The sequence below is a fragment of the Saccharothrix sp. DSM 118769 genome (genome assembly GCF_052936295.1).
Window position 1 is genome coordinate 2,874,820 of record NZ_CP193627.1, and the last position, 13,425, is coordinate 2,888,244.

The window sequence follows — 13,425 nt, forward strand, 5'->3', positions numbered from 1 at the left end:
GTGGGTGGCCGGGTGCCGGTCCCTCAGAGCTTCCGCTGGATGTACTCGATGATCCCGCCGACCGTGGTGAGCTCCACGGCCTCCTCGTCCGGGATCTTGATCCCCCACTGCGTCTCGGCGGCCGTCAGCAGCTCGACCACCCCCAGGCTGTCGACCTCCAGGTCGGTCTTGAGCGCCGATTCCACGTTGATCTCCTCCTCGGGGATCTCGGCGATCTCCGAGAGCAGCTTGATGAATTCACTCGGCACGGTGCCGGGATCAACGGACATGGCGGGGCCCCTTCCGGAACGGGTTGAGTGGTGTGCGATCGCCGGTTTCGCGGCGCCGGTCGGCGAAGACGGCCTGACCGAATTCTTCGCCCATTACACCCCACGCGGTCGGCGTCCCACAAGCCCGCGCCGTTCGGCCGGTCGGGCGAACAAATCAGTGATCACCGCCGCTTTTCCCTCATCTGGTCCGGTCGGACGGTGTCCGGAAGTACATCGCCGACCGGGTGACCATTCCGGGTGAACGGGTGAGCCGGCTTGTGCGCGAAGTCCCGGCCGGGTCACATTCGAACGGGAAAGGCCGCCGAGCGCAATCCCGATGAATCACCAATGTCGAAGACGGTGTCGAAGATGGGAAGCCGGGTGCTCAGAAAACCAGTGCGCGAAGAAGCGGGGGCGACGTCCGGGGGCGTCGCCCCCTCGCCGGACCGACCGCTCCCGGACTACCCGTTCACCTCCCGCTGGTTCGACAACGAGGGCATCGGGCAGCACTACCTGGACGAGGGGAAGGGCTCGCCGGTGCTGATGCTGCACGGCAACCCGTCGTGGAGCTACCACTGGCGGCACCTGGTCACCGCGCTGCGCGACGACCACCGGTGCGTCGTGCCCGACCACATCGGCATGGGGTGGTCCGATCGCCCCGCCGAGTCCGCCTACCCCTACAGCGCCGCCCGCCGCGTGGCGGACCTGGACAGGCTGGTGGAGCACCTGGTCGAGGCCCGGGGAGCGCCGCGGCACGGGTGGACCCTGGTGGCGCACGACTGGGGCGGACCGATCGGCCTGGCCTGGGCGCGGCGGCACCCCGGGCTCGTCACGCGCGTCGTCGCGCTCAACACGGTCGCCTTCCTCTGGCCGCCGGGCTACCGCCTGCCGTGGTTCCTGCGGCTGATCCGGGACGTGCCCCCGGCCGCCCGGTTCGTCGACCGCACCAACGCCTTCGCCCTGGCGGCGGTGCGGCTGGGCACGACCCGCGGGCTGGGCCGCGCGGCGCGCGAGGCGTACGTCGCGCCCTACGCGCACCGCCGGCACCGCCGGGCGGTGGTCCGGTTCGTCCAGGACATCCCGCTGTCACCGGCCGACCCCGCCTGGGAATTGTTCGGCCCCGACGAGGACCCCACCGCCGGCCTGCCCCTGTTCATCGGTTGGGGCGCCCGCGACCCGGTGTTCGACGACCGCATCCTCCAGGAGTGGTTGCGGCGCTTCCCCGGCGCGGAGGTCCACCTGTACCCGAAAGCCGGTCACTACGTGCTGGAGGACGCCGGGGAGGAGTTGATCCCCGCGATCCTGCGGTTCGTCCGCTCGTCCGACCACGGCTCGCACCGATCCCCACGACCGGGAGGGAAATAGATGTCACGCGATTACGCGCGCGTACGTGCCGTCGCCGTGGAAGTTCCACCGCACGTCGAGACCGAGGCGGAACTGATCGCGGCGATACGCCGGGCGGCCCCCGGGGTGACCGTTCCGCCGCGCACCTTCACGCAGATGTACGGCCTGCACAGCCGGGTGGTCGCCCCGCCGTCGTGCTACCCGTCCGACCTGGCGGCCGCGGCGGCGGTGAAGGCGCTGGACGCGGCCGGCTGGGAGGCCGGGGAACTGGACCTGCTGCTGTTCGCCGCGGTCTCCGAGGACGTGGAGGAGCCGGCGACCGCGCACGTCGTCGCCGACAGGATCGGCGCCAGGTGCCCGGTGTTCGACCTGAAGAACGCGTGCAACAGCGTGCTCAACGCCCTCCAGGTCGCCGACGCCCTCATCCGCACCGACCCGCGCTGCCGCCGGGTGCTGGTGGCCTGCGGCGAGACGCTCTCGCGGCACACCAGGCGCACCATCCGCGACCGGGCGGAACTGCTCGACGCGCTGGCGTCGTACTCGATCGCCGACCTGGGAACCGCCGTGCTGCTGGAAGCCTCGACCACACCGGGCATCATCGCCTCCGGGTTCTCGGCGAACTCGACGGCCTGGCGCGCCGCCACGCTGCCGAACGTCTACGTCCAGCAGAGCATGGGCCACGACGTCGTGGGGGAGGGCGTCGTCCGGTCGCGCGACCTGATGCTCGGGTTCGACGCCAGGATGGCGGGTGAGGTGCTGGAGCTGTGGAAGGAACTCGACCTGAGCCCGGCCGACGTGGCCCTGGTGTGCGTGCACCAGCCCTCGGTGGAGTTCGCCGGCCAGGTGTGCGCGGCGCTCGGCCTCTCCACCGACAAGGTGATCCCCACGGTGTCGCGCTACGGCAACGTCGGCGCCGCCACCCTCCCGCTCCAGCTGCACCTGGCCGAGCAGGCCGGCCGGCTGCGCCGCGGTGACCTGGTCGTCCTGATGGGCGTCGCCAGCGGTGTGAGCGCGGGGCTGATGGTGCTGAAGTGGTGACCCCCGAACCGATCCCCGACCCGACCCCCGGCCCGGTGCCCGACCTCGGCGTGGCCGACACCCTCTCCGCGGCCTTCCTCGCCCGGGTCGGCGTCCACCCCGACCAGGACGCGGTGATCTGCCGCTCGCCGCGCGCAGCACGACCGCGGACCACGTTCGCCGAACTCCGCGAACTCCACCGACGGGCGTCCGCCGCGTTCGCCGCGGCGGGCATCGGCCGCGGCACCAGGACGGCGGTGCTGGTGCGCGACCCGCTGACCCTCATCGGCTCGGTCTACGCCCTCACCGCGCTGGAGGCCGTCCCGGTGCTCCTCGACCCCGGCCTGCCGCTGCGCCGGCTCAAGCGCTGCTTCGACGACGTCGCGCCGGAGGCGTTCCTCGGGGGCGCGGTCGCGCACGCGGCCCGGCGCCTGCTCGGCTGGGGACGCCACACGACGCGCATCACCCTGCGGGACGACTTCGCCCGCACGGCCACCGGCGACGCGCCGGAGCCGGTCGCGCCGGACCTCGACGGCCTGGCGCTCCTCGCCTTCACCTCGGGCTCGACCGGGTCGCCCAAAGCCGTGCAGTACACCCAGCGCCAACTGGCCTCCCAGGTGGCGCACGCGGGCCACGCGCTCGGGGTGACGCCCGGGACCGTGCTGGTGACCGGCTTCGCCCCCTTCGCGCTGTACGGGCCGGTGCTCGGCGCCACCGTCGTGGTCCCGGACATGGACTTCCGCAAGCCCGCGGAGGTGGACCCGCACCGGCTGGCCGCCACCATCGCGGAGACGCGGGCCTCGGTGCTGCTCGGCTCGCCCGCGCTGCTGTCGGTCCTGGCCCGCCACTGCGCGCGGCACCGCGTCGTGCTGGACACCATCACCTGCGTCGCGTCGTTCGGCGCGCCGATCCCCGCCCGGTTGGTCGACCTGCTCGACCGCTGCGTGCCCGGGGAGGCCCGCATCCGCAGCGTCTACGGGGCCACGGAGTGCCTGCCGATCAGCGCCGCCGACCGGCACGACCTGGTCGGCACCAGGCAGGCCAGGGAGAACGGGGCGGGGACGTGCCTGGGCAGACCGCTGCCGCACCTGTCGGTGCGCATCGTCCGGCCCGGTGCCGGACCGGTTCCCCGCTGGTCGCCCTCCCTGACCGTCGAGCCCGGGGAGATCGGCGAGATCACCGTGTCCGGTCCCAGCGTGAGCCACGCCTACTTCGGCAGACCGGACGGGAACGCCGCCGCCAAGGTCCGCGACGGTGACGAGGTCGTCCACCGGACCGGCGACCTGGGCCGGGTGGACGCGGAGGGACGGCTGTGGTTCGCCGGGCGCAAGGCCCACCGCGTGCCGACGGGACCGGGGCACCTCGACACCGAACACGTGGAGCCCGCCTGCGACGCCGTGCCCGGCGTGCGCCGCACCGCCCTGGTCGACGCCGGTGTCCCCGTCCTGTGCGTGGAACTCGACGACACCCCGGCGGGTGGCGACGGGAAGGCGGTGGTGACCGCCCTGCGCCGGAGGCTGACCGAGGTGTGCGGCGGCGACGTGGTGCGCGAGGTGCTGGTCCACCCCGGCCTCCCCGTCGACATCAGGCACAACGCCAAGATCGACCGGGACCGGCTGGCGCGGTGGGCGCGCCGGCGGGTGCGCGGGGCGGTGCGGCGATGAGGACCCTGGTCACCGGCGGCGGCGGGTTCCTCGGCCGGGCGATCTGCCGCCGACTGCTCCTCGACGGGCACTCGGTGCGCAGCTTCGGGCGCGGCCACGACGGCGAACTGGCCGAGTGGGGCGTCGAGCAGCACCGCGGGGACCTGCGCGACCCGACGGCCGTGTCGGCCGCCGCGGAGGACTGCCAGGCCGTGGTCCACGCCGGGGCGAAGGCGAGCGCCTGGGGCCCTCGACGGGAGTTCCACGACGTCAACGTCCTCGGGACGCGGCACGTCGTGCAGGCCTGTCACGACCGCGGCGTCGGCGTCCTCGTGCACACCTCCAGCGCCAGCGTGGTCTTCGGCGGCTCCGACCTGACCGGCGCCGACGAGGCGACCCCGTACCCCGCGAAGCACCTGGCCGCGTACCCGTGGTCCAAGGCGCTGGCGGAGAAGGTGGTCATGGCCGCCACGGGACCCCGGCTGGCCACCACCGTCCTGCGGCCCCACCTGATCTGGGGGCCGGGTGACCCGCACTTCCTGCCGCGCCTCCTGCGCGCCGCCCGCCGACCGCTGCCGTTGATCGGCGACGGCGACAACGAGGTCGACACCCTCTACGTGGACAACGCCGCCGAGGCGCACCTGCTCGCGTTGCGCCGGCTGACCACGTCGACCGCGACGACCGGGAAGGCGTACTTCCTCAGCCAGGGCGAGCCGGTGGCGCTGCGCGCCATGGTCGAAGGGCTGGTCGGGGCGGCGGGCCTCCCCGTCACCTTCCGCCGCCTGCCCCCGCGCCCGGCCTACGCGGTGGGCGGGATCATGGAACTGCTCTGGAAGCTCGCGGGCAGCCGGTCGGGACCACCCCTGACCCGTTTCCTGGCCGCCGAACTGGCGACCTCGCACTGGTTCGACATCACCGCCGCCAAGGACGAGCTGGGGTTCGCACCGGAGATCAGCACCCGGCAGGGACTGGCGTTGCTGGAGTGCTTCCTCCGCTCCACCGGCGGCCGGTGACGGGCACGACCGCCGAGCGGCAGCCAGGTCCACCTACCCTTCGTCACGGAGGAGCGCCAGGACGAGCACCGCCGATCCGCACCTGTGTCGCGCTCGGTGCGGCACGGACTTCCACGACGCGCCCGCCGCGACGTCCGGCGCGTGGTCGATCCGGCCGGCGTGCTGCTCGTGGGGCGGCCACCGCGACCGCGGACCCGGCCGTCATGACGAGGCGGGGCCCGCGCCGGTCCGGCACCCGGCCCAGGGGCACCCCGACGGCGGCCGGGACGAGCAGGCCGAGCGAGAACCCGGCGGTCACCGCGGACAGCCCGTGCTCGCGCTGATGGACGGCGCGAGCACGGGGAAGGCGTAGTGGAGGACGCCCCAGCCGGTGACCCGGGTCAGGCACAGCACCACCAGGACGCGGCGCAGCCCGGCGCCCCCTCGATCGCGCCGGGCTGCCGGACCTCAGGACCGCGCACCCGGCGCGGCCGGCGTCAGCTCGGCGACCGCGGGTGCGCCGCAGCAACCCCCGGACACCTCCGGCTCGGCCACGTCGAAGACGCCCGAGCCGCCGCACACGCCGGTCTTGGGCAGCACCAGTTCGACCTTGCGCGCGCTCTCGTGGTCCCCGGCGATCTCGGCGACGACGCTGCGGACCTGCTCGTAGCCGGTGAGGGCGAGGAAGGTCGGCGCGCGGCCGTAGCTCTTCATGCCGACCAGGTAGACGCCCGGCTCGGGGTGGCGCAGCTCGTCCGCGCCGTGCGGGTAGACGGTGCCGCAGGAGTGCGCGTTCGGGTCGATCAGCGGGGCGAGCTTCGTCGGGGCCTGGAGCACGGGGTCGAGGTCGAGCCGGACCTCGGACAGCCACGAGTGGTCGGGGCGGAACCCGGTCAGCGCCACGACCTCGTCCACCGCCTCCACCCGGTGCCCGTCCTGCGAGACCAGTGCCAGGCGGTCGCCGTCGCGTTCCACGGCCGCGGTGCGGAAGCCGGTCACGACCTCGACGTGCCCGGCGCGGACCGCCTCCCGCGCCTGGAGCCCGAGCGCGCCGCGCGCGGGGAGCTGGTCGGCCTCACCGCCACCGAAGGCGTTGCCGACCGCGCCGCGGCGCAGCAGCCACGTGACGTGCGTGCCGGGGTGCTCCTCGGCCAGTCCCGCCAGCGCGACCAGCGCGGTGAGCGCCGAGTGGCCGCTGCCCGCGACCGCGACCCGCCTGCCCGCGTACCGCCCGACCTCGGCGGCCACGTCCGGGACGCGGTAGGTGATCCGGTCGGCCGCCGCGCGTTCGCCGACGGCGGGCAGGCCGTCGCCGCCCAGCGGGTTGGGGGAGCCCCACGTGCCGGAGGCGTCCACGACCGCGCGGGCGGTGATGCGCTCCTCGCCGTCGGCGGTCTCCACGTGCACGGTCAGCGGCTCGACGTCCCGCCCGGCGTCCACCACGCGGTCCCGGCCGCGACGGGCCACCCCGACGACGCGGGCGCCGAACCGCACGTGCCCGCCCAACGCCCCGGCCAGCGGCACCAGGTACTCCGACACCCACTCGGCCCCGGTGGGGTACTCCTCGCCCTTCGGTGCCGTCCAGCCCGCGCCGTCCAGGAGACGCCGTGCGGCCGGGTCGACGAGTTCGGACCACCGCGAGAACAGCCGCACGTGGTTCCACCGGGCCACCGCCGCGCCGGCCTGTGCGCCCGCCTCCAGCACCAACGGTCGCTCGCCGCGCTCCAGCAGGTGGGCCGCCGTCGCCAACCCGACCGGTCCGCCACCCACCACGACCACCGGAAGCTCACTCACGGCCCACCTCTTTCATCGGTTTTCATCGATCGAACGAGATGAATGTATCGAGCGAAGTCGATAGATGCAACCATCGGTTCCGGTCGATAGACTGCGGAGCATGACGATGACTGCGCCCGCGGCGGGGTTGGACCTCCAGGACGCGACCACCTACGCCGAGTGGTTCGCCTGCCTGGCGGACCCGACCAGGGTGCGGCTGCTGCACACCGTCGCCACGCGGCCCGGCGAGATCACCGTGGGCGCGTTGACCGAGGCGCTGGGCATCAGCCAGTCCACCTGCTCGCACCACCTGCGCAAGCTCGCCGACGTCGGGTTCGTGCGGCTGCGCAAGGAGGGCACCGCCACCCTGGTCTCGGTCAACCCGGCCTGCTGCACCGGCCTGCCGCACGCCGCCGACGCGGTCATGGGCACCATCGTCACCCGCCCGTGCTGCCCGGCCGACCTGCCCGCCGACGTCACCGTGCGCGCCATGACCGACGACGACTGGGCCGACGTGCGCCGCATCTACGGCGAGGGCATCGCCACCCGCAACGCCACCTTCGAGACCGAGACCCCCAGCCGCCGCACGCTGGAGGCCAAGTGGCTGCCCGGGCACCGCTGGGTCGCCGAGGTCGACGGCCGGGTGGCGGGCTGGGCCGCCGCCACCCCCGTCTCGACCCGCGAGTGCTACTCCGGCGTCGCCGAGACCTCCGTCTACGTCGGCGACGGCGTGCGCGGCCGGGGCGTGGGCAAGTCGTTGCTGCACAAGCAGGTCACCGCCGCAGACGAGGGCGGCCTGTGGACGCTGCAGACCGCGATCTTCCCCGAGAACCGGGCCAGCATCGCCCTGCACCACGCCTCCGGCTTCCGCACCGTCGGCGTCCGCGAACGCATCGCCCGGCACCACGGCGTGTGGCGCGACACCGTCATGCTCGAACGCCGCGCCGGCTCCCCCTCCGCCCCCACCTGCTGACCGGACACCTCGGGGCGACTGCGTCGACCACGACCTCGTTCACGGCACCGCTCGCCGGCCGTTCCGCGGTACGACCATGCCGATCGCTTGGGCAGGCAAGTCCGTGCGCGGCCTGTTGCGACCGGTGACCTGCGACGATGACTTTTCGAGCGGCACGACTCCGACCGGCTGCCGGCTGCCGGTGAAGCGGCGCGACCGCGCCCGTTGGGTGTTCCTCGGCGACGCGGGTGTTGCCGTGCTCCGGGGTCAGGGGCGCGGCAGCAGGCCCACCAGCGACGTGGTGATCGCGGTCCGCAGGGCGGTCCGCAGGTCGACGTGGTGCACCGCGAGCGCCGGCTCGGACTCGTAGACGGCGAGCAGGCTCGGCGGCGGCGAGGTGTAGGAGGACAGCGCGCCGGCCGTGATCAGGGTGTTCAGGCAGAACAGCTCCGCGCGGTCGCCGACCTCGGGCAGGTGCCGCCGGACGAGGTCGGTCATCGCCGCGAGGTTGGCCAGTGAGGCCCGCTTGTGCCGGCGGACCACCTCGACCGAGACGTTGTGCTCCAGGACCCCGCCCTGCGCGCCGAAGAGGTCGCAGAGCACCGTCTGGGCGGCGAGCGAGCGGCTGAGCACGTCGGCGGCCTGCTCCGCCCGTTCCAGCGCGGACCGGGCCGGGTCGACACCGCGGGCCAGTTCCCGCTCCAGCCCGGCCAGCCAGGTCGTCGTGCGGTGGTCCATCAGGTCGAGCAGCACGGCCTCGCGGGACTCGAAGTAGCGCAGCACCGCCGTCTTGGCCAGGCCGACCCGTCGGCTCAGCTCGTTGAGGGTCACCTGCGCCACCGGCATCTCGTCGAGCATCGCCGAGGTCGTCTCCAGGATCGCCCGGCGCCGGATCTCCCGCTGCTCCTCGCTGCGCGCCCGCTGGAACGTCATGGGGCCGAGCCTAGCTGCGGTACCGGCGGTCCCTTGACAGTGTACCGGCGGTACATTACCGTCCGAACGGTAAGTTACCGACGGTACATTAGGAGTCCGGATGAAGTGGACCGAGCAGCAGATCCCGTCCCAGCAGGGCCGGGTGGCCGTGGTCACCGGCGCCAACACCGGACTGGGCTTCGAGACCGCCCGGCGGCTCGCCGAACGCGGGGCCTCGGTCGTGCTGGCCGTGCGCGACCCGGAGAAGGGCGAGCGGGCCGCCGCCCGGATCGACGGCGACGTCTCCGTGCGGGAACTGGACCTGACCTCGCTGGACTCGGTGCGCGCCGCCGCGGCCGGCCTGCGCGCCACCCACCCGCGGATCGACCTGCTGATCAACAACGCGGGCGTGATGTACACCCCGAAGCAGACCACCCGCGACGGCTTCGAGGTGCAGTTCGGCACCAACCACCTGGGCCACTTCGCGCTCACCGGGCTGCTGCTCGACCTGCTGCTGCCCGTGCCCGGCTCCAGGGTGGTCACGGTCAGCAGCACCGGCCACCGCATCCGCGCGGCCATCCACTTCGACGACCTGCAGTGGGAGCGCTCCTACAGCCGGGTCGCCGCATACGGCCAGTCGAAGCTCGCCAACCTGATGTTCAGCTACGAGCTGCAACGCAGGCTCGCCGCGCACGGCACCACCACCGCCGTGGCCGCGCACCCCGGCATCTCCGGCACCGACCTGGCCCGCAACGCCCCGGCGGTCACCCGCAGGCTCATCACCTGGCTCGCCCCCGTGGTCGGCCAACCCGCGTCGGCGGGCGCGCTGCCCACCCTGCGGGCCGCCACCGACCCCTCCGTCCTCGGCGGGCAGTACTACGGCCCCGACGGGTTGGCCGGGGGACGCGGCTACCCGACGCCGGTCACCTCCAGCCCCGCGTCCTACGACCTGACCGCGCAGCAACGCCTCTGGACCATCTCGGAAGACCTCACCGGCGTGCGCTTCCCGGTGGGCCGGGCCGTCGCCGCCTGACGAGGCTCGCGCCCGGACCGGACCCACCCCCTGTCGAACCGGGTGAGCACGCGCTACGTGTTGATGCCCAAGGGAGAACGTTCATCCGCAGATGCCGTTCCAGGGGGAATTGATGATCAACCACCGATTACGTGCGCGGATCGCCGTCCCGGCAACCGCCGCGGCCCTGTTGGGAGCGCTTGCGACACCTTCACACGCCCGGGTGCCGCAAGTCGGAATCCCTCCATCGGGGCAGTGCAGTTCGGACAGCGGCCCCGCAGTCGAAGAATCACTCGAGAAAACCATGACCTTGGCCGTCGCCGGCAGCGACCTGTACTCGCCGGTGCCGGTCCTGTCGCGCTCGCGGCTCGCGATCGGCTTCCACGACCGGTCATCCGGGACCACGTGCTACTACAACGCCGACAGGCAGTTCAAAACCGCCAGCATCGTCAAGGTCCTCATCGCGGTCGCACTGGAGTGGAAGGCCCAGGAGGAACTTCGCCCGGTCGACCCGGACACGGCTGCGAAGATGCGGACGATGATCACCAGCACGGCTGGTGGCGGCCCGTACGGCAACGCTTCCACCGGTGCCGCCGCCGAACTGTGGAGGATCGTCCACCACGACGACGAGCACCGGGTCCCGTACCTGGGCGAGGTCATCGACAGGATCGGGCTCCGCGGCACCGTGCCCGATGGCGAGAACGAATTCGGCACGACGTTGACCACCGCGCGCGACCAGGTGGCGCTGTTCAAGTTCCTGACCTCGCCGAACGAGGAGTTCCTCGGCAGGAACCGCAGGACGCACGTCCTCGAGTTGCTGGTCGAAGCGGCGACGAAGTACGGGTGGGGTACCCACAACGCGGCGCCGGCGGGGGCCACGACCGCGAACAAGATCGGCTACGACAAACTCGGCGGGCGGCCCGTCAGTCCTCTTCCGTGGGTGCCGAAGAAGGCGTCCGATATCGCGACCGCCTACCACACCAACGCCGTCGGGGCGATCTACGGGGGAGCGGGAGGCGGGAACTACGACTACCAGATGGCCGTGTTGACCGACACCAACAACCCCGTCTCCGGCCAGTTGCGGATCAACGCAGTGGCGAGTGCCTTCAACAAGGCGATGGCGCGTGGACTGCCGGTGCCGCGGACCGGTGCCGCGACCACGACGCCCGGTCCGCCCGGTCGGGCGACCCTGCGCCCCAGCGCGCCGCCGGTCCAACCCCCCGCCAAGCCGTACCGGATCACGTTCGAGCCGACCGGGAAGTGCGTCGACAACCACAAGGGGCTCGCCCGGTCCTCCAACAAGGTCCAGCAATGGGCTTGCGCGCGTCCGGGCGATCCCGACACCGACAACCAGCGCTGGTCCTTCGAGTGGGACGGCGACGGAAGCGGCTTCGCGAAGATCCGCAACAGCGGTACCGGGATGTGCCTGGACGTACAAGGGCACAGCACGGACAACGGCGCGGCCGTCGTGCTGGAGCAGTGCTCCAACGCCACGTCGTGGAAGGGGACCCTCGTGCACGACGGCGACATCGACCACTACGAGCTGCGTCCCAGGAGCGCCGAGGGCAAGTGCCTCGACCTCCCGCGCTCGTCGAAGGCCGACGGCGTCCAGCTCCAGCAGTGGGATTGCGTGAGCGGGAACCACCAGCAGCACCTCACCTGGAGCCAGTGAGCGGAGGCGGGCCATGCGGGGCGTACTGCGCGTGCACTTCACGGCCGAGGACCTGGCCAGGACGAGGGTCGCGCCCGCACCGGACCCGATGTGGGAGCTGGTGATGAGCGTCCACAAGCTGCGCACGACAACCGGGGGCCTGGCCTACCGGGCGTGGCGGGGGCAGGCGCTGCCCGCCCTCGCCACGCCGCGGAAGCGGACGGGGGAGCCCTTGCTGAGGCAACTCGTGCCGCGACGTGGGGACTTCCCCGACTTCATCACACCGGTCGAGTCGGTGGACGGGTTCGAGCACGGCCTGGACGCCGTGCTGCGGACACCGCGCGCCCGGCTGCTGCGCGAGGTCGAGTTCCTGGCGCGGCAACGCCGGCTGCCCGGTTGGATGGCGGACCTGGCACTGGGCAGACCCGCGGTGCTCGACGACGTGGCGAGCTCGTTGCGCTCGTACCACGACCGGGTCATCGAGCCCTTCTGGGACGTGGTGCGGGCGCACACCGACGCGGACCGCGCGCTGCGCGCCCGCGCGTTCCTCGACGGTGGTGTCGAGGGGGTGCTCGACAGCCTCCGGCCCGCGCTCCGGTGGAACTCCCCCGTGCTGGAGGCCGAGTACCCGGTCGACTGGGACGTCCCCCTCGAAGGCCGCGGTGTGCTGCTGATCCCGAGTTACTTCTGCTGGAACAACCCCGTGACGCTGATCGACAAGTCGATCCCCGTGCCGGTGCTGGTCTACCCGGTCGACCACGACCTCACCATGACCTCGGCGAACGGCCCGTTCGCCGCCATGCCCGCGGACAGGCGACTCGGCGCGCTGCTCGGGCACACCCGCGGCCGGGTCCTCGTCACGTTGGCCGACATGCACACGACGGGCGAGCTGGCCCGTCGGCTCGGCCTGTCCCCGGCGGCGGTAAGTCAGCACACCACCGTCCTGCGGGACGCGGGCCTCGTCACCACCCGGCGGGACGCCAACCGGTCGCTGCACGTCATCAGCCCACTCGGTAGAGCGCTGATGTCAACGGCGACAGGTACCTGACCAGCGTTTTTCGACTTACGGCGAAGGTTGGTGCACGCCGAGGCGCCGTTCACCAGGCTGTGGACATGACATACACCCGAAAAGGCGCACGAGCACTTCTCCACGCCCTGATCGTCGTCCTCGCGCTGGTCTTCGCGGCGGCACCGGCGATCGCGGTGTCCACGCCGGAACAACCCGGTGCGGTGGCGGCGTGGGACGACCGGACCGGCGAGGAGTTGTCGTCGTGGGAGTGCGACTGGAACAACGTCTGCTTCTGGCCCGAGTACAACGGGGTGGGCGCGCGCTGCATGTGGAGCGTCGACGACCCCAACTGGACGAGCGGGAGCGTCACCTGTTCGTGGGCGGCGGTGCTGAACGCCCGCTCGGTCATGAACATGAAGTCGACGGCCAACGGCGGCGGGATCGGCGTCGTCTACTACAAGAAGTCGAACAACAGCGACCGCGCGGGGTGCACCAGACCGGAGCACGGCGGCAACCTGTCCGGCACGTACCAGATCCGCTCGCACCGGTGGATGCCCAGCGGCGGCTGCGGTTGAACCCGAGGTAGACCCCCGGCGTGAAAGCCGGGCAGGGGGGTCGGTGGGGAGCGCACCCGCGCTCCCCACCGGGCGCGATGCCTCGGTGGTCGTGAAGCACCTCTCCGTTCCTCAGCCGGACGGTAGGTCGACCGGCCTGATCGATGTGTGTGCGCAGAACTCGGACGAACACCACCTCCACGGACTGGGGCAGGACGTCCATCAGGATCGGGCGGTGGCCTGGTCGAACTGAAGTGCCCATCGCGCGGACAGGTGTCCCGAGACCGATGCGCACCACGCCGTTCACCGCGGTCCCGC

The 13,425-nt window shown here is 72.5% G+C and carries 12 protein-coding genes; 9 read left to right on the forward strand and 3 right to left on the reverse strand.

Annotated features, from left to right (window positions below; genetic code table 11):
• Positions 1-23: 23 nt before the first annotated feature.
• Positions 24-269 carry a phosphopantetheine-binding protein gene (locus tag ACRAKJ_RS13170; RefSeq protein WP_438920429.1) on the reverse strand — a complete coding sequence of 82 codons (246 nt, stop codon included), beginning with the start codon at positions 267-269 and terminating at the stop codon, positions 24-26.
• A 360-nt stretch (positions 270-629) separates the two neighbouring features.
• On the opposite strand from ACRAKJ_RS13170, the gene ACRAKJ_RS13175 reads away from it, so the two are divergent.
• Genes ACRAKJ_RS13175 through ACRAKJ_RS13190 form a run of 4 tightly spaced genes read left to right on the forward strand, consistent with a single transcriptional unit; the run spans position 630 to position 5,265 of the window.
• Positions 630-1,613, forward strand: a complete 984-nt coding sequence (locus ACRAKJ_RS13175) for an alpha/beta fold hydrolase (RefSeq protein ID WP_438920428.1) — start codon at positions 630-632, stop codon at positions 1,611-1,613.
• A gap of 36 nt (positions 1,614-1,649) precedes the next feature.
• Positions 1,650-2,630, forward strand: a complete 981-nt coding sequence (locus ACRAKJ_RS13180) for a 3-oxoacyl-[acyl-carrier-protein] synthase III C-terminal domain-containing protein (RefSeq protein WP_438920427.1) — start codon at positions 1,650-1,652, stop codon at positions 2,628-2,630.
• Entirely contained in the window at positions 2,627-4,273 is a 1,647-nt protein-coding gene (locus ACRAKJ_RS13185) for an AMP-binding protein (RefSeq protein WP_438920426.1), read from the forward strand. Before ACRAKJ_RS13180 ends, ACRAKJ_RS13185 begins: the two co-directional genes overlap by 4 nt.
• On the forward strand, positions 4,270-5,265 hold the full coding sequence (locus tag ACRAKJ_RS13190) for an NAD-dependent epimerase/dehydratase family protein (protein WP_438920425.1): 996 nt from the start codon (positions 4,270-4,272) through the stop codon (positions 5,263-5,265). The genes ACRAKJ_RS13185 and ACRAKJ_RS13190 overlap by 4 nt, the downstream gene beginning before the upstream one ends.
• Before the next feature lie 447 nt (positions 5,266-5,712).
• Here the strand turns inward: ACRAKJ_RS13190 and ACRAKJ_RS13195 are convergent, their stop codons facing one another.
• Positions 5,713-7,038: an FAD-dependent oxidoreductase gene (locus ACRAKJ_RS13195; protein WP_438920424.1), complete on the reverse strand. Its 1,326-nt coding sequence runs from the start codon at positions 7,036-7,038 to the stop codon at positions 5,713-5,715.
• A 100-nt stretch (positions 7,039-7,138) separates the two neighbouring features.
• Between ACRAKJ_RS13195 and ACRAKJ_RS13200 the strand changes: the two genes are divergently transcribed.
• A complete protein-coding gene (locus tag ACRAKJ_RS13200) occupies positions 7,139-7,990 on the forward strand; it encodes a metalloregulator ArsR/SmtB family transcription factor (protein WP_438920423.1) in 852 nt (283 codons plus the stop codon).
• Positions 7,991-8,236: 246 nt separating this feature from the next.
• On the opposite strand, the gene ACRAKJ_RS13205 is transcribed toward ACRAKJ_RS13200, so the two are convergent.
• Positions 8,237-8,902 carry a TetR/AcrR family transcriptional regulator gene (locus ACRAKJ_RS13205; RefSeq protein ID WP_438920422.1) on the reverse strand — a complete coding sequence of 222 codons (666 nt, stop codon included), beginning with the start codon at positions 8,900-8,902 and terminating at the stop codon, positions 8,237-8,239.
• Positions 8,903-9,002: 100 nt separating this feature from the next.
• Here ACRAKJ_RS13205 and ACRAKJ_RS13210 point away from each other — a divergent pair, with 100 nt between their 5' ends.
• The 4 genes from ACRAKJ_RS13210 (at position 9,003) to ACRAKJ_RS13225 (ending at position 13,128) form a co-directional block, all read left to right on the forward strand.
• Complete coding sequence (locus tag ACRAKJ_RS13210; protein ID WP_438920421.1) at positions 9,003-9,914, forward strand: SDR family NAD(P)-dependent oxidoreductase; 912 nt, start codon at positions 9,003-9,005, stop codon at positions 9,912-9,914.
• A 91-nt stretch (positions 9,915-10,005) separates the two neighbouring features.
• Positions 10,006-11,565, forward strand: a complete 1,560-nt coding sequence (locus ACRAKJ_RS13215) for an RICIN domain-containing protein (RefSeq protein WP_438920420.1) — start codon at positions 10,006-10,008, stop codon at positions 11,563-11,565.
• A 13-nt stretch (positions 11,566-11,578) separates the two neighbouring features.
• Positions 11,579-12,592 carry an ArsR family transcriptional regulator gene (locus ACRAKJ_RS13220; protein WP_438920419.1) on the forward strand — a complete coding sequence of 338 codons (1,014 nt, stop codon included), beginning with the start codon at positions 11,579-11,581 and terminating at the stop codon, positions 12,590-12,592.
• 65 nt (positions 12,593-12,657) lie between these two features.
• Entirely contained in the window at positions 12,658-13,128 is a 471-nt protein-coding gene (locus ACRAKJ_RS13225; protein ID WP_438920418.1) for a hypothetical protein, read from the forward strand.
• The last annotated feature ends 297 nt before the right edge of the window (positions 13,129-13,425 follow it).